This window comes from Streptomyces sp. NPDC059852, assembly GCF_042731455.1.
Lineage (GTDB): Bacteria > Actinomycetota > Actinomycetes > Streptomycetales > Streptomycetaceae > Streptomyces.
Map to the genome: position 1 here is coordinate 194,188 of NZ_JBHWJK010000005.1, position 20,586 is coordinate 214,773.

Here is a 20,586-nt window from a genome sequence, read left to right on the forward strand (position 1 = left end):
GCCGGAAACATCCTGAAGGGGAGCGGGGAACCGCACGACAGACCCCCACGGCGCCGCAGCGGACCGACACACCGCAACCGTGCGGGTGTGCACCGGCGCCGCACACCCCAGGATGGTGCGCATGCTGCTGACCCGTCTCGCCCGCGTGTCCCAGGAGGTCGCCGCGACGTCGGCGCGGTCCCGGAAGATCGCTCTGCTCGCGGAGCTCTTCCGGGACGCCGAGGCGGACGACGTGCCCCTCGTCATCCCGTATCTGGCCGGCCGGCTCCCCCAGGGACGGCTCGGCGTCGGCTGGAAGGTGCTGAGCCGCCCGGTGCCCCCGGCCGCCGAGCCGGCCCTGACCGTCCGTGAGGTGGACGCCCGGCTCACCGCCCTCGGCAACGTGTCCGGCGCCGGATCCCAGGCTGAACGCACCCGCCTGGTCGGTGAGTTGATGGGCGCGGCGACCGAGCACGAGCAGCGTTTCCTGCTCGGCCTGATCACCGGCGAGGTACGCCAGGGCGCGCTCGACGCGGTGGCGGTGGAGGGGCTCGCGCAGGCCACCGGCGCACCGCCCGCCGACGTACGGCGGGCGGTCATGCTCGCCGGCTCCCTGCAGAGCGTCGCGCAGGCGCTGCTCGCGGACGGCCCCGAGTCGCTGGACCGCTTCCGGCTCACCGTCGGCCGCCCGGTGCTGCCGATGCTCGCGCACACCGCGTCCTCGGTGTCCGAGGCGGTCGGAAAGCTGGGCGGCTGCGCGGTGGAGGAGAAACTGGACGGCATCCGCGTCCAGCTGCACCGCGACGGCGACACCGTCCGCGCGTACACCCGCACTCTGGACGACATCACCGACCGGCTCCCCGAAGTCGTCGCGGCGGCGAAGGAGTTGCGGGGCGAGCGGTTCATCCTCGACGGCGAGGTCATCGCGTTCGACCCCACCGGACGGCCCCGCTCCTTCCAGGAGACCGCGGGCCGCGTCGGCTCCCGGGTGGACGTCGCGACGGCCGCCCGGGAGGTCCCCGTCTCCCCCGTCTTCTTCGACGCCCTGTCCGTCGACGGCCGCGACCTGCTCGACCTGCCGTTCGCCGAGCGGCACGCGGAGCTGGCCCGGCTGGTCCCGGAGCCGATGCGGGTGCGCCGCGCCCTGGTGTCCGGCCCCGACGACCTGCCCCGCGCCGAGGAGTTCCTCGCCGAGACCCTGGAACGCGGACACGAGGGCGTCGTGGTGAAGGCGCTCGACGCCGCCTACAGCGCGGGCCGGCGCGGCGCGTCCTGGCTGAAGGTGAAACCCGTGCACACCCTGGACCTGGTGGTGCTGGCCGCCGAGTGGGGGCACGGCCGCAGGACAGGCAAGCTCTCCAACCTGCACCTGGGGGCGCGTACGGCGGACGGCGGGTTCGCCATGCTGGGCAAGACGTTCAAGGGGATGACGGACGCGCTGCTGACCTGGCAGACCGAACGGCTCCAGGCGCTCGCCGTGAGCAGCCACCCCTGGGGGGTGACCGTCCGCCCCGAACTGGTCGTGGAGATCGCGTACGACGGTCTGCAGCGCTCCTCCCGCTACCCGGCCGGGGTGACGCTCCGCTTCGCGCGCGTGCTGCGCTACCGCGAGGACAAGCGCCCGGAGGAGGCGGACACCGTCGAGTCGCTGCTGGCCGCGCACCCCGGGGTGCGGCCGTGAGCGCGGCCCGCGAGCGGCGCAGCGCCGGCCTGCTGCTCTTCCGCCGCGCGGACGCCGGCCTGGAGGTGCTGCTCGGCCATATGGGTGGGCCGTACTTCGCGCGGCGGGACGCCGGGGCGTGGACGGTGCCGAAGGGCGAGTACGCGCCGGACGAGCCCGCCTGGGACGCGGCCCGCAGGGAGTTCCAGGAGGAGCTGGGGCTGCCGCCGCCGGACGGGGAGGCCGTCGCGCTGGGCGAGGTCCGGCAGGCGGGCGGCAAGACCGTCACCGTCTGGGCGGTCGAGGCCGATCTGGACCCGGCGGACGTCGTGCCGGGCACGTTCACGATGGAGTGGCCGCCGCGCTCGGGCCGTAGCCAGGAGTTCCCGGAGCTGGACCGGGTGGCCTGGTTGTCCCTCGACCGGGCGCGCGAGCTGATCGTGAAGGCGCAGGCCGCGTTTCTCGACCGGCTGGCGGAGCACTCGTCCTGAGCAGCAGCACGCGTTGCGGGACCCACCGCGGCGCGGGAAGGTCGAAGCAACAGGTCGCTTCAGGAGGTCGCTCATGCCCATCGCGACGGTCAACCCGGCGAACGGCGAGACGCTCAAGACGTACGAGGCCATGGGCGAGGAGGAGGTCGAGCGCCGGCTCCAGCTCGCCGAGGCCACGTTCCGCACGTACCGGACCACGAGCTTCGCCGACCGCGCGCGGCTGCTGAACCGCGCCGCGGACCTCCTCGACGAGGACCAGGCCGACATCGCCCGGACGATGACCACCGAGATGGGCAAGCCCGTCGCGCAGGCCCGCGCGGAGGCAGCCAAGTGTGCGAAGGCGATGCGCTGGTACGCCGAGCGCGCCGAGGGGCTGCTGGCCGACGAGGAGCCGGCCGACACGGACGTGAAGGACTCGGGTGCCTCGCGGGTGCGGGTCCGCTACCGCCCGCTGGGGCCGGTGCTCGCCGTGATGCCGTGGAACTTCCCGTTGTGGCAGGTGATCCGGTTCGCCGCGCCCGCGCTGATGGCGGGCAACGTGGGTCTGCTCAAGCACGCTTCGAACGTCCCCCAGACGGCCTTGTATCTGGAGGACCTGTTCCATCGGGCGGGCTGTCCCGAGGGCTGTTTCCAGACCCTGCTGATCGGCTCCGCGCAGGTCGACGACATCCTGCGCGACGACCGGGTCAAGGCGGCCACCCTCACCGGCAGCGAGCCCGCGGGCCGCGCGGTCGCCTCCACCGCCGGCGAGATGATCAAGAAGACGGTGCTGGAGCTGGGCGGCAGCGACCCCTATGTCGTGATGCCGTCGGCCGACCTGGACCGGGCCGCGAAGGTCGCGGTGACCGCGCGGGTGCAGAACAACGGGCAGTCGTGCATCGCCGCGAAGCGGTTCATCGTGCACACGGACGTGTACGACGCGTTCGCGGAGCGGTTCGTGGCGGGCATGAAGGCGCTGGTGGTCGGCGATCCGATGGAGGAGGGCACGGACGTCGGCCCGCTCGCCAGCGAACAGGGACGCACGGACCTGGAGGAGCTGGTCGACGACGCGACCCGCAGCGGGGCGACCGCCCTGTGCGGCGGGCACGCGCTGCGCCGCCCCGAACTGCCGGGCTGGTACTACCCGCCGACGGTGCTCTCCGGCATCACCCGCGAGATGCGCATCCACCGGGAGGAGGCGTTCGGGCCGGTCGCCACGCTGTACCGGGCTTCGGACCTGGACGAGGCGGTGCTGATCGCCAACGACTCGCCCTTCGGCCTGAGTTCGAACGTGTGGACACGCGACGACGCCGAGGTGGAGCGTTTCGTACGGGATCTGGAGGCCGGGAGCGTGTACGTCAACGGCATGACGGCGTCCCATCCGGCGTTCCCGTTCGGAGGGGTGAAGCGGTCCGGGTTCGGCCGTGAGCTGTCCGGGCACGGAATCCGGGAGTTCTGCAACATCACTACGGTTTGGCAGGGTGCGTGAGCGCAGCGCGACTACGATCCCAGCTGTGAACCGCGAAGTTACTCTGCCGCTGATCGTCGACGACCGGGGGACCTTGCAGGTCGCCGCCGCCGACGTGAGCAAGCTGCTGCGCACGGTGGGCGGCCGGTGGCTGCACCTCGTGGAGGCCGGCGCGGACGGGCTCGACGAGGACACCGTCGCGGCGCTGACCATCGAGCTGGCCAAGCTCGCGGACCGCATCGACGTGGCCTGCATCGCCCACAGCAGCGGCACCACGCCATAGGGGAAGGCCCGCGCCACCCGCGCGAGCCTCCCCTGTCCCCCGCTCTAGCGGATCGACATGCCCGACAGCGTGCGGGCGATCACCAGTCGCTGGATCTCGCTCGTCCCCTCGAAGATCGTGTAAATGGCCGAGTCCCGGTGCATGCGCTCCACCGGGTACTCCCGGGTGTAGCCGTTGCCGCCCAGGATCTGGATGGCCTGCGCGGTGACCTTCTTCGCCGTCTCGCTCGCGAACAGCTTCGACATCGACCCCTCGGCCGCCGTGAACGGCTTGCCGTTGATCGCCATCCAGGAGGCCCGCCACACCAGCAGCCGCGCCGCGTCGACCTGGGTGCGCATGTCGGCGAGCTGGAAGGCGACGCCCTGGTTGTCGATGATCGGGCGCCCGAACTGCTCACGCGTCGTCGCGTAGTCCAGGGCGACCTCGTAGGCGGCGCGGGCGGTGCCGACGGCCATCGCGCCAACGGCCGGACGGGACGCCTCGAAGGTGGCCATCGCGGCGTTCTTCACGCGCTCGCCGCCCTTCTTGGCCCGTTCCCGGGCGCGCGCCAGGCGCTCGTCCAGCTTCTCCTTTCCGCCGAGCAGGCAGGAGCCGGGGACGCGCACGTTGTCCAGGATGACCTCGGCGGTGTGCGAGGCGCGGATGCCGTGCTTCTTGAACTTCTGCCCCTGGGAGAGGCCCGGCGTGTTCGGCGGGACGATGAAGGAGGCGTGGCCCTTGGAGCCGAGCTCGGGGTCGACGACGGCGACGACGACGTGGACGTTGGCGATGCCGCCGTTGGTCGCCCAGGTCTTGGTGCCGTTGATCACCCACTCGTCCTTGGCCTCGTCGTAGATGGCGCGGGTACGCATGGAGGCGACGTCGGATCCGGCGTCGGGCTCGGAGGAGCAGAAGGCGGCGAGCTTGACGTCGTTGGCGTCGCCGTACATCTGGGGCACCCAGGTGCCGATCTGCTCCTCGGTGCCGTTGGCGAGGACGCCGACGGCCGCGAGGCCGGTGCCGACGATCGACAGGGCGATGCCCGCGTCGCCCCAGAACAGCTCCTCCATGGTCATGGGGATGCCGAGGCCGGTCTGGTCGAAGTACTGCTGGGCGTAGAAGTCGAGCGAGTAGATGCCGACCTTCGCGGCCTCCTGGATGACCGGCCAGGGAGTCTCCTCACGCTCGTCCCATTCGGCGGCCGCGGGGCGGATCACGTCGGCCGCGAAGCCGTGCAGCCAGTCCCGGACCTCCTTCTGTTCGTCGTTGAGCTCCATGGTGAACTCGGCCATGACCCCTCCAGCGGCGTACGCGCATGCCCGCTGCATGCTTTGTTACTAGCGGTAACCCTAGTTTGTTACCGGCCGGTAGGTAAAGTCAACCCGCGATGTGCGCTCGGCAGCCCGTTCGATGGTCATGCCTGGTTGAGTGTTACTTTGCGCAGGCGTCACCGAACCAGTACGGGTGGGGAGAGCTCATGGACACCACGCAGCGGACGGATCAGCAGAGGTCCGCCGACCGCCGTCGGCGCGAGCTGCTGGAGGCCGCCGACAGAGTGGTGCTGCGGGACGGCCCGCAGGCCTCGATGAACGCCATCGCGGCCGAGGCCGGCATCACCAAGCCCATCCTGTACCGGCACTTCGGCGACAAGGGCGGGCTCTACGCGGCGCTGGCCAAACGGCACACGGACGCCCTGCTGGACTCGCTGCGGGCCGCTCTGGACGCGCCCGCCGACCGGCGCGAGCGCGTCGAGTCCACGCTCGACACGTATCTGGCCGCCATCGAGGCACGCCCTCAGGTGTACCGGTTCCTGATGCATCCGGCGGAGGGTGGCCACGCCGGCGACCAGGGGTTCGACGTCGGCAAGCACTCCGCCCCGCTGCTGCGGCGGATGGGCGAGGAGCTGGCCACCGTCATCGAGGAGCGCCTCGACCTCGGCCCCGGCAGCCAGCAGCTGGCCCGGGTCTGGGGCCACGGCATCGTCGGCATGATGCACGCGGCCGGGGACTGGTGGCTCGGCGAGCGGCCGTGCTCACGGGCGGAGTTGGTGCGCAGCCTCGCGGACCTGCTGTGGGGCCGGCTGGCCGCGGCGGGCGACAAGATGGGCGGGCCCGGCTTCTGAGCGCGGCCGTCCGCGGGCGGTCAGCCGGAGCGGCGCCAGGGGGCCCGTGCCACCTGGCGCATCAGCCGCCGGTGGCGCAGCCCGCCGAGCCGGTCCGCGTACACCCGGCCCTCCAGATGGTCGTACTCGTGCTGGAGACAGCGGGCGAAGAAGCCGGTGCCGTGCACGGTGACCGGCTCGCCGGCCACCGTGAACCCCTCGACCACCGCGTGGTCGTACCGCTCGGTGCCCGCCTCCAGGCCGGGCAGCGACAGACAGCCCTCCGGGCCCCGGACCACCACGCCGTCCGCCTCGACCAGCCGCGGGTTCACGACATGGCCGAGATGGCGGACGTCGTCGTCGTCCGGGCAGTCGTAGACGAACACCCGCAGGGACTCCCCCACCTGGTTGGCCGCAAGGCCCACACCGCTCGCCGCGTACATGGTGGCGAACAAGTCCTCCACGAGCTCCGCGAGTTGCGGTCCGAAGGCGGTGACCTCCGCGCAGGGGGTGTGCAGGACGGGGTCGCCGAGCAGGGTGAGGGGCCGGACTCGCCCACGGGTGCCCGGAATGGAGCTGTTGCGCATGGCCGCAAGGGTACGGCGATTCGGGAGTGCGATTGGATCTCGAATAGGCTGACCACCACCACGTTGCCGTAGGGCTTCAGGCGCGGCGCGTACGCAAGGAGGATCGAGATCTGATGGCAGGCAACTCGGACCCGCTGACGCCGCGGGCCAAGCTGGCCGTGACCGCGGGCAAGGCGGTCGCGGCTGCATCACGCGCCGCAGGGCGTGGCAGCGGTTCGGTGATCGGCGGCCGGGTGGCGCTCAAGCTCGACCCCGACCTCCTCGCCCGGCTGGCGCAGAACCTGGACGTGGTCCTGGTGTCCGCCACCAACGGCAAGACGACGACCACGCGGCTGATCGCGGAGGCGCTGCGGGCCGCGGGCCCGGTCGTCTCCAACGCGCTCGGCGCCAACATGCCGGCCGGTATCACCTCGGCGCTCGCCGGCGGCTCGGACTCGCGCTACGGCGTGATCGAGGTCGACGAGAAGTACCTCGCCGGGGTGGCCCGGGACACCGACCCGAAGTGCATCGCGCTGCTCAACCTCTCGCGCGACCAGCTGGACCGGGCCGCCGAGACCCGGATGCTCGCCGAGAACTGGCGTGAGGGCCTGGCCGGTTCCAAGGCCGTGGTCGTGGCCAACGCCGACGACCCGCTGGTCGTATGGGCCGCGTCCTCCTCCCCGAACGTGATCTGGGTCGCCGCCGGGCAGATGTGGAAGGACGACGCCTGGTCCTGCCCGTCCTGCGGCGGGGTGATGCAGCGGCCGGGCGACGACTGGTTCTGCGGCGAGTGCGGCTTCCGCCGCCCGACGCCGAGCTGGGCGCTCTCCGGCGACCACGTCCTCGACCCGCACGGCTCGGCGTGGCCGATCCGGCTGCAGCTGCCCGGGCGGGCCAACAAGGCCAACGCCGCCTCCTCGGCCGCCGTCGCCGCCGTGTTCGGCGTGCCCCCGCAGGTCGCCCTGGAGCGGATGTACTCCGTGCAGGCGGTCGCCGGCCGGTACGACGTCGTGCAGTTCATGGAGCGGGACCTGCGGCTGCTGCTCGCGAAGAACCCGGCGGGCTGGCTGGAGACGTTCTCGCTGATCGACCCGCCGCCGACCCCGGTGATCCTCTCGGTGAACGCGCGCGGCGCCGACGGCACCGACACCTCCTGGCTGTGGGACGTCGACTACACGCGGCTGACCGGCCACCCGATCTGTGTCGTCGGTGACCGCCGGCTCGACCTCGCGGTGCGCCTGGAGGTCGCCAACCAGCAGTTCCAGGTGTTCGACACCCTCGACGAGGCCGTACGGGCCTGCCCGCCGGGGCGGATCGAGGTCATCGCCAACTACACCGCGTTCCAGGACCTGCGCCGCCGCGTCGGCAACTGAGCCCAGAGACTTCAGAGGACTTCAAGTGAGCGACAACCAACTGCGGGTCGTCTGGATCTACCCGGACCTGCTCAGCACCTACGGCGACCAGGGCAACGTCCTCGTGGTGGAGCGCCGGGCACGCCAGCGCGGCCTCGACGTGGCCCGCCTGGACGTGCGCAGCGACCAGCCGATCCCGACCTCCGGTGACATCTACCTGATCGGCGGCGGTGAGGACCGGCCGCAGCGGCTCGCGGCCGAGCGGCTGCGCCGGGACGGCGGGCTGCTGCGCGCCGTGGAGAACGGCGCCATCGTGTTCTCGGTGTGCGCGGGCTACCAGATCCTCGGCCACGAGTTCATCAACGACCTCGGCCAGCGCGAGCCCGGCCTCGGGCTGATCGACGTGGTGTCCGTGCGCGGCGAGGGCGCGCGGTGCGTCGGCGACGTGCTCGCGGACATCGACCCGCGCCTCGGCCTGCCCCCGCTGACCGGGTTCGAGAACCACCAGGGCGTCACGCACCTCGGCCCGACCGCCCGCCCCTTCGCCCAGGTCCGCTTCGGCAACGGCAACGGCACGGGCGACGGCACGGAGGGCGCGTACAACGACACCGTCTTCGGCACGTACATGCACGGCCCCGTGCTCGCGCGCAACCCGCAGATCGCGGACCTGCTGCTGAAGCTGGCGCTCGACGTCAACGCGCTGCCGCCGACCGACGACCGCTGGTACGAGGCGCTGCGCGAGGAGCGCATCGCGGCCGCCCAGCAGCCCGCCTGAGACGGGTCTCGGCAGCCCGTCTGACGGCCTCTCCGCACAGGTGAGCGGGGCCGTCCAGCAGGCGGACGCACGGTTCGGCCCCGCCCCCCGATGCCGCTAGGGTGGCGGGGATTCGAGCCGGACAGCGTGGTCCGGTCCCGGCCCACGTGGAGAAGGTTTTCGGGCTATGCGCATTGGTGTCCTCACGTCCGGCGGCGACTGCCCCGGCCTGAACGCCGTCATCCGGTCCGTCGTGCACCGCGCCGTCGTCGACCACGGCGACGAGGTCATCGGCTTCCGGGACGGCTGGAAGGGCCTCCTGGAGTGCGACTACCTCAAGCTCGACCTCGACGCGGTGGGCGGCATCCTCGCCCGCGGCGGCACGATCCTCGGTTCCTCCCGTGTCCAGCCCTCCCATCTGCGCGACGGCGTGGAGCGGGCCAAGGGCCACGTCGAGGAGCTGGGCCTGGACGCGATCATCCCGATCGGCGGCGAGGGCACGCTCAAGGCGGCCCGGCTGATGTCGGACAGCGGCCTGCCGGTCGTCGGGGTGCCGAAGACCATCGACAACGACATCGCGGTCACCGACGTCACCTTCGGTTTCGACACCGCCGTGACCGTGGCCACCGAGGCCCTGGACCGGCTGAAGACCACCGCCGAGTCCCACCAGCGCGTCCTCGTCGTCGAGGTCATGGGCCGGCACACCGGCTGGATCGCGCTGCACTCCGGCATGGCGGCCGGCGCGCACGCCGTCGTCGTCCCCGAGCGCCCCTTCGACATCGACGAGCTGACCCGGCGGGTCGGGGCCCGGTTCGAGGCGGGCAAGCGGTTCGCGATCGTCGTCGCCGCGGAGGGGGCCAAGCCGGCGCCCGGCACGATGGCCTTCGACGAGGGCGGCAAGGACGTCTACGGCCACGAGCGCTTCGCCGGGATCGCCCGCCAGCTGTCCATCGAGCTGGAGCACCGGCTGGGCAAGGAGGCGCGGCCGGTGATCCTCGGGCATGTGCAGCGCGGTGGCACGCCCACCGCGTACGACCGGGTGCTGGCGACGCGGTTCGGCTGGCACGCGGTGGAGGCCGTGCACCGCGGCGAGTTCGGGCACATGACGGCGCTGCGTGGCACGGACATCGAGATGGTGCCGCTGGCGGAGGCCGTGGAGACGCTGAAGACGGTCCCCGGGGACCGCTACGAAGAAGCCGAGTGCGTCCTGTAGGCGACACCGCGCTGATCTGACGAGTCTGCCCCCGGCCGCGAGCGCGGCCGGGGGCGGTTCTAGTCTGTGTGCGGACAGAAATGCACAACCCCCACGAAACAGGAGCCGTCGGATGGATCACAGCGGCCACGGCACGATGTCGGATCTGCCGCCGTTCACGCTGGAGCGAGGGCTCGCGTGGTCCACGGACCCGTTCTTCCTCATCGCCTGCCTGGTGGGGCTCGGCCTGTACGCGTGGGGTGTCGTCCGGCTGCGGCGGCGCGGGGACGCCTGGCCGGTGACCCGGACCGTGTCGTACGTCGTCGGTGTGCTGACCGTGCTGTTGGTCATGTGCACCGGGCTGAACGACTACGGCATGGTCATGTTCAGCGTGCACATGGTGCAGCACATGGTGATCAGCATGCTGTCGCCGATCCTGCTCCTGCTCGGGGCGCCCGTCACCCTGGCGCTGCGCGCGCTGCCGCCCGCGGCCCGGGGCAGCAAGGGGCCGCGCGAGCTGCTGCTCGCGCTGCTGCACAGCCGGTACATGCGGATCGTGACGCACCCGGCGTTCACCATCCCGCTGTTCATCGCCAGCCTCTACGCCCTGTACTTCACGCCGCTCTTCGACTTCCTCATGGGCTCGAAGACCGGGCACATCGCGATGATGGTGCACTTCCTCGCCGTCGGCGTGGTGTTCTTCTGGCCGATCATCGGCGTGGACCCCGGGCCGCACCGGCCGGGCCATCTGATGCGGATGCTGGAGCTGTTCGCCGGGATGCCGTTCCACGCGTTCTTCGGCATCGCGCTGATGATGGGGTCCGTCCCCATGGTCGAGACGTTCAAGAACCCGCCCGCCTCCCTCGGCATCGACGCGCTCTCCGACCAGGGCGCCGCCGGCGGCATCGCCTGGGCCTTCAGCGAGATCCCGTCGGTGCTCGTGCTGATCGCGCTGCTGTTCCAGTGGTACGGCTCGGAACAGCGCCAGGCCCGCCGCAAGGACCGCGCCGCCGACCGGGACGGCGACAAGGAACTGGAGGCGTACAACGCCTATCTCGCCTCATTGAACGCACGCGGGAACTGATATCGGGGCACCATGGAGGGAACCGAACCTGAGGAGGGTGTCGTGATGCCCGGTTCTGCGGACGGTTCCACCAAGGCGATGGGGGCGCTCACGGTCGGCGGTCTGGTGATGGTGACCGCGTACACCGTGGCGCTGGGGAGCAACGGCTGGCTGTGGTTCGGGTGGGTGGTGCTGGGCCTGATCACGCTGGGGATGGTCGTCAGCCGCGGTACGTGAGCGTCAGGGAGCGGTGAGCCGCCCGGCGGAGTGCACCCCCGGCTGGTACTTCGGGAGCCGGGCGGTGATCTTCATGCCGGCGCCCGGGGCGGTCTCGATGACGAGCCCGTACTCGTCGCCGTAGACCTGCCGCAGCCGGTCGTCGACGTTGGACAGGCCGATGCCCCCGGACGGGCTGACCTCGCCGGCGAGGATGCGGCGCAGCGCGTCGGGGTCCATTCCGGCGCCGTCGTCCTCGATCACGACGAGGGCCTCGGCGCCGGCGTCCTGGGCGGTGATGCCGATACGGCACTTGGCGGCCGCCGACGACGCCCCCTTGCCCTCCAGACCGTGCTTGACGGCGTTCTCCACGAGCGGCTGCAGGCACAGGAAGGGCAGGGCCACCGGCAGGACCTCCGGGGCGATCTGGAGGGTGACGTCGAGGCGGTCGCCGAAGCGTGCCCGCACGAGCGCCAGGTAGTGGTCGATGGCGTGCAGCTCGTCGGCGAGGGTGGTGAAGTCGCCGTGCCGTCGGAACGAGTACCGGGTGAAGTCGGCGAACTCCAGCAGCAGCTCGCGGGCCCGCTCGGGGTCGGTGCGCACGAAGCTGGCGATCACCGCGAGAGAGTTGAAGATGAAGTGCGGGGATATCTGGGCGCGCAGTGCCTTGATCTCGGCCTCGATGAGCCGGGTGCGGGACCGGTCGAGGTCGGCCAGTTCCAGCTGCACCGACACCCAGCGGGCGACCTCGCCGGCCGCGCGCACCAGGACGGCGGACTCGCGGGGCGCGCAGGCGACGAGGGCGCCGTGCACCCGGTCGTCGACGGTGAGCGGGGCGACGACCGCCCAGCGCACCGGGCAGTCGGGGCTGTCGCAGCTGAGCGGCAGCGCCTCGCCGCGGCCGGACTCCAGGGGTCCGGCGAGGAGCTCCATGATCTGGGTGCGGTGGTGCTGGCCCACGCCGTCCCAGACCAGGACGTCGGTGCGGTCGGTCAGGCACAGCGCGTCGGTGCCGAGCAGGGAGCGCAGCCGGCGGGCGGACCTGCGGGCGGCCTCCTCGGTGAGTCCGGCGCGCAGCGGGGGCGCGGCGAGGGTGGCGGTGTGCAGGGTCTCGAAGGTGGCGTGCTCGACGGGGGTGCCGAGGTCGCCGAGGCTCTGGGGGCGGGCGGTGCGCCGGCCGAGCCAAAAGCCGGCGGCGAGCAGGGGCAGGATGGCCACGCACAGGCCCGCGACGAAGCCGCTCACGCCTTGACCTCCGCTCTCAGTTCCTCGGGCAGATGGAAGCGGGCGAGGACCGCCGCGGTGCCGGGCGGGACCCGGCCCGGGGTGGCCAGGGACACCAGGATCATGGTGAGGAAGCCGAGCGGCACCGACCAGAGGGCGGGCCAGGCCAGCAGCGCGTGCAGCGCGCCGGCCTGGGGGAAGCCCGCCATGGTGGCGGCGACGGCGAGCAGGGCGGACCCGCCGCCGACGAGCATCCCGGCGGCGGCGCCGGGCGGGGTCAGCCGGTGCCACCAGATGCCGAGGACGAGCAGCGGGCAGAACGAGGACGCCGACACGGCGAAGGCGAGGCCCACCGCGTCGGCGACGGGCAGCCCGCCGACCAGGACGCTCGCGGCGAGCGGGACCAGCATGGCGAACACGGTGCCGAGCCGGAAGTGCCGAACGCCGCGGGAGGGCAGGACGTCCTGGGTGAGGACGCCCGCGACGGCCATGGTGAGGCCGGACGCGGTGGACAGGAACGCGGCGAAGGCGCCGCCCGCGACGAGCGCGCCCAGCAGTTCCCCGCCGACTCCGCCGATCATGCGGCCGGGCAGCAGCAGCGCGGCGGCGTCCGCGTCGCCGGACAGGGTGAGCTCGGGGGCGTAGAGCCGGCCCAGGGCGCCGTAGACGGGGGGCAGCAGGTAGAAGGCGCCGATCAGGCCGAGCACGGCGACCGTGGTGCGGCGGGCGGCGACGCCGTGGGGGCTGGTGTAGAAGCGGACGACGACGTGCGGCAGCCCCATGGTGCCGAGGAAGGTGGCGAGGATCAGCCCGTACGTGGCGTACAGCGGGCGTTCGCCGCGGCTCTCGGCCAGCGAGGGGGACAGTCCGCCGCCGGTGCCGTGGTCGCGGGCGGGGACCTCGTCGCCGCGGGCGAAGGTCAGCCGGGTGCCGTTCTCGATGTGGTGCGGCCCGGCGTCGAGCCGGACGCGCCGGTCCTCGTGGGCGCGGCCGTCGACCGTGCCGTCGACGGTGACCGTCAGCGGGTCGCGCAGTCTGATCGTGAGGGTGGCGTCGGCGCGGACGACGCGCTGCTCACGGAAGGCCGCGGGCTCGTCGAAGGCGTGCCGGGGGGCGCCGTCGCCCTGCCAGGCGAGGATGAGGAAGAGGGCGGGGACGAGCAGCGCGGTGAGCTTGAGCCAGTATTGGAAGGCCTGCACGAAGGTGATGCTGCGCATGCCGCCGGCGGCGACGATGGCGACGACCACGACGGCGACGACGAGGCCGCCGAGCCAGTCCGGCGCCCCCGTGAAGACGGTCAGGGTGAGTCCGGCGCCCTGGAGCTGGGGCAGCAGGTACAGCCAGCCGGTGCCGACCACGAAGGCGCCCGCGAGCCGCCGTACCGCCTGCGAGGAGAGCCGGGCCTCGGCGAAGTCGGGCAGCGTGTAGGCGCCGGAGCGGCGCAGCGGGGCGGCGACGAACAGCAGCAGGACGAGGTAGCCGGCGGTGTAGCCGACCGGGTACCAGAGCATGTCGGGGCCCTGGACGAGGACGAGCCCGGCGATGCCGAGGAAGGAGGCGGCGGACAGGTACTCGCCGCTGATGGCGGCGGCGTTGAGGCGGGGTCCGACGGTGCGGGAGGCGACGTAGAAGTCGGAGGTGGTGCGGGAGATGCGCAGGCCGAAGGCGCCGACGAGGACGGTCGCCAGGGCCACGAGGGCGACGGCGGGGACGGCGTAGCTGGAGTTCACGGCCGGATCGGTTCCTGGTCTCGGTCAGCGCGGGTGGTCAACGGTCCTCGACGAGGCGGACGAAGTCGCGTTCGTTGCGTTCGGCGCGGCGGACGAACCAGCGGGCCAGCAGCACCAGGGGCGCGTACAGGCCGAAGCCGAGGACGCCCCAGACCAGGTGGCGGGCGTCCGGCATCGCCGCGAACAGCAGCGGCAGCGGGGCGACGAGCAGGCCGAGGACGGCGAACACGGCGAGGGCGGTACGCAGTTGGGTGCGCATCAGGGAGCGGACGTAGGTGTGGCCGAGGGTGGTCTGCTCGTCGATCTCGGTGCGCGGCCGGTAGTAGCCGGAGACGCGGCGGGTCCGGGTGCGCCGGGGCGGGCCGGTGACGACGACGCGGCGGTCGGCGGGACTGCCGGGCATCGTCACGGCCTCCTCATGAGCAGGTCCCGCAGTTCGCGTGCGTGGCGGCGGCTGACCTGGAGTTCCTCGGAGCCGACGACGACGCTCACGCTGCCCGCGTCGAGCCGGAGTTCGCCGATGTGGCGCAGGGCGACGAGATGGCGGCGGTGGATGCGCACGAAGCCGCGGGAGCGCCAGCGTTCCTCGAGGGTGGACAGCGGGATGCGGACGAGGTGGCTGCCCTTGCCGGTGTGCAGGCGGGCGTAGTCGCCCTGGGCCTCGACATGGGTGATGTCGTCGACGGGGACGAAGCGGGTGACGCCGCCGAGTTCGACGGGGAGGTGGTCGGGGTCGGGTTCGCTCACGGGTATCCGCGGGGTGGCGCCGCGCTGTTCGGCGGCCCGGCGGACGGCTTCCGCGAGGCGTTCCTTGCGGACGGGTTTGAGCACGTAGTCGACGGCCTTCAGGTCGAAGGCCTGGACGGCGAAGTCCTCGTGGGCGGTGACGAACACGATGAGCGGCGGCTCGGCGAAGCCGGTGAGCAGCCGGGCCAGGTCGAGGCCGTCGAGGCCGGGCATGTTGATGTCGAGGAAGACGACGTCGATGGCCTCCGCTCCGCCGGGGCCCGACTCCAGCGCGCGGTTGATGCGGCGCAGCGCCTCGGTGGCGTCGCCCGCGCCCTCCGCGCTGCCGATCCGCGGGTCGGCGTTCAGGAGGTACAGCAGTTCCTCCAGCGAGGGGCGTTCGTCGTCGACAGCCAGGGCGCGCAGCATGAACGGGAGTGTAGGAGCAACGGGCGCCGGTGGACACGGGCCGGGAGGGGACGTTCGCGCTGGGTGCCCGGGCGCTTACAGTGCCCTCATGAACAGCGGCGCGGCTTCTTTCGACGAACTCGACCGGAAGATCATCACCGCACTGATGGCGAACGCCCGGACGAGTTTCGCCGAGATCGGCATGAGCGTCGGGCTGTCGGCGACGGCGGTCAAGCGGCGGGTGGACCGGCTGCGGGAGACGGGGGTGATCACCGGGTTCACGGCCACGGTCCGCCCGTCGGCGCTGGGCTGGCGCACGGAGGCGTACGTCGAGGTGTACTGCGAGGGCGCGGCACCGCCGCGGCGCCTCGCGGAGGTCGTCCGCAACCATCCGGAGATCACCGCGGCGATGACGGTGACCGGGGGCGCGGACGCGTTGCTGCATGTGCGGGCGCGGGACGTGGAGCACTTCGAGGAGGTGCTGGAGCGCATCCGTGTGGAGCCGTTCATCCGCAAGACGATCAGTGTCATGGTGCTGTCCCACCTGATCCCGGAGAGTCCGGAGGCGGGCGCCAGCCAGCCGGCGCCCGTCGACGCATCAGTCGTGCGTGAACAACGGTGAAGACGCAGCATCGCTGCGTGGACACGCACTTCCCGTTTCTTGTCGCTCGTCGGCGTCGGTTTCTACCGTGGAGTCAATCCTCATCGACACCGTAGGAAGCGGAGGGACCCCTTCGTGCCCGAGACCCGTGTGCCGCGGCGGCGGCGCTTCCTCGTCTGCGAACCCAGACACTTCGCCGTGCAGTACGCGATCAACCCCTGGATGCGACCGGACGTCCGGGTGGACGTCGATCTGGCGCAGGAACAGTGGCACGCGCTGATCAGCGCCTACCGTTCGCACGGCCACGCGGTCGACGTCGTGGAACCGGTCGCCGGTCTCCCCGACATGGTGTTCGCCGCGAACTCGGCGGTCGTCGTCGGCGGCCGTGTCTTCGGATCGCTCTTCCACGCGCCCGAGCGGCGCCCGGAGTCCACCCACTACGACCAGTGGTTCCAGGCGGCGGGCTTCGACGTACACCGCCCGGAGTCGGTGTGCGAGGGCGAGGGCGACCTGGTCTGGACGGGCCGCCACGTGCTCGCCGGGACCGGTTTCCGCACGACCCGGGAGGCGCACCGCGAGGTGCAGGAGTTCTTCGGCCACCCGGTGATCAGCCTGACGCTGGTCGACCCGTACTTCTACCACCTGGACACCGCGCTGTTCGTGCTGGACGACGACAACATCGTCTACTACCCGGAGGCGTTCTCGGCCGGCAGCCGCGCGGTGCTCGCGCGGCTCTACCCGGACGCGGTGCTCGCCACCCGGGAGGACGCGTCCGCGTTCGGGCTGAACTCGGTGTCCGACGGCCGTCACGTCTTCATCGCGCCGCAGGCCGAGGCCCTGGCGGCCCGGCTGGACGACCGCGGCTATGTCCCCGTCCCCGTCGACCTGTCGGAGTTCCGCAAGGCCGGCGGCGGCATCAAGTGCTGCACTCAGGAGATCCGCTCATGACCGCGCCCGCGCAGACCCGTTCGTCCGCCGATCTGATCCGCGCCGAGGAGCCGGTCCTGGCGCACAACTACCATCCGCTGCCCGTGGTCGTCGCGAGCGCCGAGGGCAGCTGGGTCGAGGACGTGGAGGGCCGCCGCTACCTCGACATGCTGGCCGGGTACTCGGCCCTGAACTTCGGCCACCGCCATCCGGCGCTGATCGAGGCCGCGCACCGCCAGCTGGACCGGCTGACGCTGACCTCCCGTGCCTTCCACAACGACCGGCTCGCCGGTTTCGCCGAACGCCTGGCCGCCCTGACCGGCCAGGACATGGTGCTGCCGATGAACACGGGCGCCGAGGCCGTGGAGAGCGGCATCAAGGTGGCCCGCAAGTGGGCGTACGAGGTGAAGGGCGTCCCCGCCGACCGGGCGACGATCGTGGTCGCGGCGGACAACTTCCACGGCCGGACGACGACGATCGTGTCGTTCTCGACGGACGAGACGGCCCGGGCGGGCTTCGGCCCGTTCACGCCGGGCTTCCGGATCGTTCCGTACAACGATCTGCCGGCGCTGGAGGCGGCGGTCGACGAGACGACCGCGGCGGTGCTGCTGGAGCCCGTCCAGGGCGAGGCCGGTGTCGTCATCCCGGACCGGGGCTATCTGGCCGGGGTGCGCGAGCTGACGAGCCGGGCGGGCTGCCTGTTCATCGCGGACGAGATCCAGTCGGGCCTCGGCCGCACCGGGCGCACGCTGGCCGTGGAGCACGAGTCGGTCGTCCCTGACGTGCTGCTGCTGGGCAAGGCGCTCGGCGGCGGCATCGTGCCGGTGTCGGCGGTGGTCGGGCGCCGGGACGTGCTCGGGGTGCTGCGGCCGGGCGAGCACGGCTCGACGTTCGGCGGCAACCCGCTGGCGGCCGCGGTCGGCACGGCGGTCGTGGACCTGCTGGAGACGGGTGAGTTCCAGCGCCGGGCCGCCGAGCTCGGCGTGGTCCTGCGGGGCGGTCTGACGGCCCTCGTCGGCAAGGGCGTCGTCGGCTTCCGTGCGCGCGGGCTGTGGGCGGGCGTCGACATCGACCCGGCGTTCGGCACCGGCCGGCAGATCAGCGAGCGGCTGATGGCCGAGGGCGTGCTGGTCAAGGACACCCACGGCTCCACGATCCGGCTGGCGCCGCCGCTGACGATCACGGCGGACGAGCTGACGGGCGCGCTCGCCGCCCTGGAGAAGGTCCTGGCGTAGTCGGGTCCCCGGTGCCGTACGGCCGTCCGGGCAGCCGGCCCCGGGCGGCCGTACGGCGTCGTTCCCACACTCCCGGCCCTCGCGGAGAGGCACGGGGGCCCGGAAGGGCGAAGATGGGGACAAGTGGTGGTAGACCGCTCTCAGCGACAGAGAGGTCGGCCGTGGATCCAGAGGACGAGCGGAGCGTGGCCCGGCAAGGGTTCGACGTGGCGGACGCCGTGCCCGTGCTGCTCGACGCCCAGGGCGTGGTGACCGGCTGGACCCGGGAGGCCGAACGGCTGCTGGGGTACCCCGCCGCCCAGGTCGTGGGGCACGGGGTCGCGGTGGTGCTGGCGTCGGAGGACGCGGACCGGGCGCCGGAGCTGGTGGACCGGTGCCGTGGGGAGGGCGGCTGGGCGGGGCTGGTCACGGCGGTGCGCTCCGACGGCACCCGGCTGCGGCTCATGGCCCGGATGACGCCGGCCCTGGACGCCGACGGCCCCTCGCGGCGGCTGCTGCTCCTGTCGGAACTCGCCGGGGCACCGGGCTGGGACATGAGCCGGCAGGTGCTGGAGCAGATGGTGACCCGCTCCCCCGTCGGCATAGCCGTCGTCGACACCGAGCTGCGGTTCGTCTGGTCCAACCCGGCGCTCACCCAGTTCGGTGGCGGACCGCCGAGCAGCCGGCTGGGGCTGCGGCTCGGGGACATCCAGCCCGGTCTGGACGCCGAGAACATCGAGGCGCAGATCCGCCGGGTGCTGCTGACCGGTGAGCCCGTCGTCGGCTACGAGCACGTGGGGCAGGTCCGGTCCGCGCCGCTGCGGGAGACCGCGCACACGATGTCGTTCACCCGGCTCGACGACGGGCACGGCAACCCCATGGGGGTGTACTACACGGTCGAGGACGTCACCGACCGGCACCGCACCCGTCAGCGTCTGGCCCTGCTCGACCGGGCCGGCGAGCACATCGGCCGCACGCTGGACGTCACCCGCACCGCGCAGGAGCTGGCCGACGTGGCCGTGCCGGGGCTCGCCGACGTCGTCGCGGTGGATCTGGTGGAGTCGGTGCTGAGCGGCGGTGAGCCGTCGGACGAGCCGCTGGACGGCACCGACCGGGTGCCGCTGCGGCGCGCCGGGTACCGGTCGGTGAGCCGGCGGGCGCCGGAGGCGATCGTCGGCATCGGCGAGGTGGTCACCTATCCGTCCGGGTCGCCCCCGATCCGCACGCTCAGGACGGAGCAGTCCTGGCGGGAGCCGCGCCTGGACCCCCTGGGCGAGGCGTGGGCGGAGCACGCGCGCGGCGGAGGGGCCGCCATCTTCCTGGAGCTGGGGCTGCAGAGCGCGATGATCGTGCCGATCCGCGCGCGGGGTGTCACCCTCGGTCTGACCACGTTCTTCCGGCGGCACCGCCAGGAGCCCTTCGAGCCGGACGACCTCAGCCTCGCCGAGGACCTCGTGTCCCGGGCTGCGGTCTGCATCGACAACGCCCGCCGCTACAGCCGGGAACGCGACGCGGCGCTGGTCCTCCAGCGCAGCCTGCTGCCACACCATCTGCCCGAGCAGGACGCCCTGGAGGTGTCCGCCTGCTACCGCCCGGCCGACGAGCTGACCGGGCTGGGCGGCGACTGGTACGACGTCATCCCGCTGTCGGGGGCACGGGTGGCCCTGGTGGTGGGCGAGGCCACGGGACACGGCATCGACGCGGCGGCCGCGATGGGGCGGATGCGGACCGCCGTACGGACGCTGGCGGCGCTGGATCTGCCGCCGGACGAGGTGCTGGCGCATCTCGACGACCTGGTGGCGCGGTCGGCCAGGGAGGAGGGCGTCGTCCCGGGCGCGGCGGGCGCCGACACGCTGGGGGTCGGGGCGGGCTGCGTGTATGTGGTGTACGACCCGGTGGACGGGACGTGCACGATGGCCGCCGCGGGCCATCCGGCGCCCGCGGTGGTGATGCCGGACGGGCACGTCGCCTTCGTGGACCTGCCGCAGGGGCCGCCGCTGGGGGTGGGCGGCCCGCCCTTCGAGGCGGTGGAGCTGGCGCTGGCGGCGGGCAGCACGCTGGCCCTGTACACCGACGGGCTGCTGGCCGGCGGGGCGCGGTGGGCCGTGGACGCCGACCGGCAGCGGCTGCGGCAGGCCCTGGAGAAGCGGGCGGAGTCCCTGGAACTCCAGTGCCGGGCGGTGGTGGACGCGCTGGTGCCGGACCGCCCGTACGACGACGTGGCGCTGCTGCTCGCGCGGACGCGGGTGCTCGGCGACGGGCAGGTCGCCGAGTGGGACCTGGCCGCCGACCCGGCCGGGGTGGCCGACGCCCGCCGGACGGCGACCCGGCAACTGGCGGACTGGGGCCTCGACGACCTGGCGTTCACGACGGAACTCGTGGTCAGCGAGCTGGTCACCAACGCGATCCGGTACGCCACCGGCCCCATCAGACTGCGTCTGATCAAGGAGCGCGCGCTCTTCTGCGAGGTCTACGACGGGGGTGCGACCGCCCCGCATCTGCGCCACCCCCGCACCACCGACGAAGGGGGGCGCGGGCTGCTGCTGGTGTCGCAGTTCACCCAGCAGTGGGGGACCCGGTTCGTCCCCGAGGGCAAGATCATCTGGGCCGAGCAGTCGCTGACGGACGCCCCGCCCTGACCTGCCGGATCGTCCTCTCCACAGGACAGCGGTA

General features: G+C 72.6%; 20 protein-coding genes. 14 read left to right on the top strand and 6 right to left on the bottom strand.

Translation table 11 applies throughout. The features are described 5' to 3' along the window. Window positions 1–121 precede the first annotated feature (121 nt). The 4 genes from ACFV46_RS08880 (at window position 122) to ACFV46_RS08895 (ending at window position 3,860) form a co-directional block, all read left to right on the top strand. Window positions 122–1,660, top strand: a complete 1,539-nt coding sequence (locus tag ACFV46_RS08880; protein ID WP_385497567.1) for an ATP-dependent DNA ligase — start codon at window positions 122–124, stop codon at window positions 1,658–1,660. After that, a complete protein-coding gene (locus tag ACFV46_RS08885) occupies window positions 1,657–2,130 on the top strand; it encodes an NUDIX domain-containing protein (protein ID WP_361930477.1) in 474 nt (157 codons plus the stop codon). Before ACFV46_RS08880 ends, ACFV46_RS08885 begins: the two co-directional genes overlap by 4 nt. 73 nt (window positions 2,131–2,203) lie before the next feature. Next, complete coding sequence (locus tag ACFV46_RS08890) at window positions 2,204–3,598, top strand: NADP-dependent succinic semialdehyde dehydrogenase (protein WP_385497568.1); 1,395 nt, start codon at window positions 2,204–2,206, stop codon at window positions 3,596–3,598. Window positions 3,599–3,623: 25 nt separating this feature from the next. Then, window positions 3,624–3,860, top strand: coding sequence for a DUF6213 family protein (locus ACFV46_RS08895; protein WP_055622335.1), 237 nt, complete (start codon window positions 3,624–3,626; stop codon window positions 3,858–3,860). 44 nt (window positions 3,861–3,904) lie between these two features. Here the strand turns inward: ACFV46_RS08895 and ACFV46_RS08900 are convergent, their stop codons facing one another. Next, window positions 3,905–5,131, bottom strand: coding sequence for an acyl-CoA dehydrogenase family protein (locus tag ACFV46_RS08900; RefSeq protein ID WP_385497570.1), 1,227 nt, complete (start codon window positions 5,129–5,131; stop codon window positions 3,905–3,907). Between the two features lie 185 nt (window positions 5,132–5,316). Between ACFV46_RS08900 and ACFV46_RS08905 the strand changes: the two genes are divergently transcribed. After that, a complete protein-coding gene (locus ACFV46_RS08905; RefSeq protein ID WP_151782850.1) occupies window positions 5,317–5,961 on the top strand; it encodes a TetR family transcriptional regulator in 645 nt (214 codons plus the stop codon). A gap of 20 nt (window positions 5,962–5,981) precedes the next feature. Here the strand turns inward: ACFV46_RS08905 and def are convergent, their stop codons facing one another. Then, the gene (def, locus tag ACFV46_RS08910) at window positions 5,982–6,527 is read right to left on the bottom strand and encodes a peptide deformylase (RefSeq protein ID WP_385497571.1); all 546 of its coding nucleotides are present in this window, start codon (window positions 6,525–6,527) and stop codon (window positions 5,982–5,984) included. Window positions 6,528–6,640: 113 nt separating this feature from the next. Here def and ACFV46_RS08915 point away from each other — a divergent pair, with 113 nt between their 5' ends. The 5 genes from ACFV46_RS08915 to ACFV46_RS08935 all read left to right on the top strand — a co-directional run bounded on the left by ACFV46_RS08915 (window position 6,641) and on the right by ACFV46_RS08935 (window position 11,104). Further along, window positions 6,641–7,879 carry a MurT ligase domain-containing protein gene (locus ACFV46_RS08915; RefSeq protein ID WP_361930487.1) on the top strand — a complete coding sequence of 413 codons (1,239 nt, stop codon included), beginning with the start codon at window positions 6,641–6,643 and terminating at the stop codon, window positions 7,877–7,879. 25 nt (window positions 7,880–7,904) lie between these two features. Beyond that, the gene (locus tag ACFV46_RS08920; RefSeq protein WP_361930490.1) at window positions 7,905–8,633 is read left to right on the top strand and encodes a glutamine amidotransferase; all 729 of its coding nucleotides are present in this window, start codon (window positions 7,905–7,907) and stop codon (window positions 8,631–8,633) included. Window positions 8,634–8,799: 166 nt separating this feature from the next. Next, a complete protein-coding gene (locus tag ACFV46_RS08925; protein WP_361930493.1) occupies window positions 8,800–9,825 on the top strand; it encodes a 6-phosphofructokinase in 1,026 nt (341 codons plus the stop codon). Window positions 9,826–9,937: 112 nt separating this feature from the next. Beyond that, complete coding sequence (locus tag ACFV46_RS08930) at window positions 9,938–10,888, top strand: cytochrome c oxidase assembly protein (RefSeq protein ID WP_385497573.1); 951 nt, start codon at window positions 9,938–9,940, stop codon at window positions 10,886–10,888. A gap of 45 nt (window positions 10,889–10,933) precedes the next feature. Beyond that, on the top strand, window positions 10,934–11,104 hold the full coding sequence (locus tag ACFV46_RS08935; RefSeq protein ID WP_151782856.1) for a hypothetical protein: 171 nt from the start codon (window positions 10,934–10,936) through the stop codon (window positions 11,102–11,104). A gap of 3 nt (window positions 11,105–11,107) precedes the next feature. Here ACFV46_RS08935 and ACFV46_RS08940 read toward each other — a convergent pair whose 3' ends face one another. From ACFV46_RS08940 to ACFV46_RS08955, 4 genes are read right to left on the bottom strand one after another with little or no spacing between them, the layout of a single operon-like run. After that, window positions 11,108–12,328 (bottom strand): histidine kinase, encoded by a 1,221-nt coding sequence (locus tag ACFV46_RS08940; RefSeq protein WP_361930499.1) that lies wholly within the window; start codon window positions 12,326–12,328, stop codon window positions 11,108–11,110. Continuing rightward, complete coding sequence (locus tag ACFV46_RS08945) at window positions 12,325–14,037, bottom strand: cation acetate symporter (protein ID WP_385497575.1); 1,713 nt, start codon at window positions 14,035–14,037, stop codon at window positions 12,325–12,327. The genes ACFV46_RS08940 and ACFV46_RS08945 overlap by 4 nt, the downstream gene beginning before the upstream one ends. Before the next feature lie 37 nt (window positions 14,038–14,074). After that, on the bottom strand, window positions 14,075–14,440 hold the full coding sequence (locus ACFV46_RS08950) for a hypothetical protein (RefSeq protein ID WP_283289584.1): 366 nt from the start codon (window positions 14,438–14,440) through the stop codon (window positions 14,075–14,077). 2 nt (window positions 14,441–14,442) lie between these two features. Then, window positions 14,443–15,192 carry a LytTR family DNA-binding domain-containing protein gene (locus ACFV46_RS08955; RefSeq protein WP_361930505.1) on the bottom strand — a complete coding sequence of 250 codons (750 nt, stop codon included), beginning with the start codon at window positions 15,190–15,192 and terminating at the stop codon, window positions 14,443–14,445. An 88-nt stretch (window positions 15,193–15,280) separates the two neighbouring features. Between ACFV46_RS08955 and ACFV46_RS08960 the strand changes: the two genes are divergently transcribed. The 4 genes from ACFV46_RS08960 to ACFV46_RS08975 all read left to right on the top strand — a co-directional run bounded on the left by ACFV46_RS08960 (window position 15,281) and on the right by ACFV46_RS08975 (window position 20,552). Then, on the top strand, window positions 15,281–15,793 hold the full coding sequence (locus tag ACFV46_RS08960; RefSeq protein WP_361930508.1) for an Lrp/AsnC family transcriptional regulator: 513 nt from the start codon (window positions 15,281–15,283) through the stop codon (window positions 15,791–15,793). Window positions 15,794–15,907: 114 nt separating this feature from the next. Beyond that, entirely contained in the window at window positions 15,908–16,720 is an 813-nt protein-coding gene (gene ddaH, locus ACFV46_RS08965; protein ID WP_151782862.1) for a dimethylargininase, read from the top strand. Beyond that, entirely contained in the window at window positions 16,717–17,934 is a 1,218-nt protein-coding gene (gene rocD / locus ACFV46_RS08970) for an ornithine--oxo-acid transaminase (protein WP_361930511.1), read from the top strand. The genes ddaH and rocD overlap by 4 nt, the downstream gene beginning before the upstream one ends. A gap of 161 nt (window positions 17,935–18,095) precedes the next feature. Then, window positions 18,096–20,552, top strand: a complete 2,457-nt coding sequence (locus ACFV46_RS08975) for a SpoIIE family protein phosphatase (protein WP_385497579.1) — start codon at window positions 18,096–18,098, stop codon at window positions 20,550–20,552. Window positions 20,553–20,586 lie beyond the last annotated feature (34 nt).

What these genes read in the sequence shown, in the direction of transcription:
- def (WP_385497571.1), bottom strand. Translation starts at nt 6,527, where the DNA reads ATGCGCAACAGCTCCATTCCGGGCACCCGTGGGCGAGTCCGGCCCCTC.
- ACFV46_RS08890 (WP_385497568.1), top strand. Translation starts at nt 2,204, where the DNA reads ATGCCCATCGCGACGGTCAACCCGGCGAACGGCGAGACGCTCAAGACG.
- ACFV46_RS08905 (WP_151782850.1), top strand. Translation starts at nt 5,317, where the DNA reads ATGGACACCACGCAGCGGACGGATCAGCAGAGGTCCGCCGACCGCCGT.
- ACFV46_RS08880 (WP_385497567.1), top strand. Translation starts at nt 122, where the DNA reads ATGCTGCTGACCCGTCTCGCCCGCGTGTCCCAGGAGGTCGCCGCGACG.
- ACFV46_RS08935 (WP_151782856.1), top strand. Translation starts at nt 10,934, where the DNA reads ATGCCCGGTTCTGCGGACGGTTCCACCAAGGCGATGGGGGCGCTCACG.
- ACFV46_RS08925 (WP_361930493.1), top strand. Translation starts at nt 8,800, where the DNA reads ATGCGCATTGGTGTCCTCACGTCCGGCGGCGACTGCCCCGGCCTGAAC.
- ACFV46_RS08915 (WP_361930487.1), top strand. Translation starts at nt 6,641, where the DNA reads ATGGCAGGCAACTCGGACCCGCTGACGCCGCGGGCCAAGCTGGCCGTG.
- ACFV46_RS08955 (WP_361930505.1), bottom strand. Translation starts at nt 15,192, where the DNA reads ATGCTGCGCGCCCTGGCTGTCGACGACGAACGCCCCTCGCTGGAGGAA.
- ACFV46_RS08950 (WP_283289584.1), bottom strand. Translation starts at nt 14,440, where the DNA reads ATGCCCGGCAGTCCCGCCGACCGCCGCGTCGTCGTCACCGGCCCGCCC.
- rocD (WP_361930511.1), top strand. Translation starts at nt 16,717, where the DNA reads ATGACCGCGCCCGCGCAGACCCGTTCGTCCGCCGATCTGATCCGCGCC.
- ACFV46_RS08930 (WP_385497573.1), top strand. Translation starts at nt 9,938, where the DNA reads ATGGATCACAGCGGCCACGGCACGATGTCGGATCTGCCGCCGTTCACG.
- ACFV46_RS08960 (WP_361930508.1), top strand. Translation starts at nt 15,281, where the DNA reads ATGAACAGCGGCGCGGCTTCTTTCGACGAACTCGACCGGAAGATCATC.
- ACFV46_RS08900 (WP_385497570.1), bottom strand. Translation starts at nt 5,131, where the DNA reads ATGGCCGAGTTCACCATGGAGCTCAACGACGAACAGAAGGAGGTCCGG.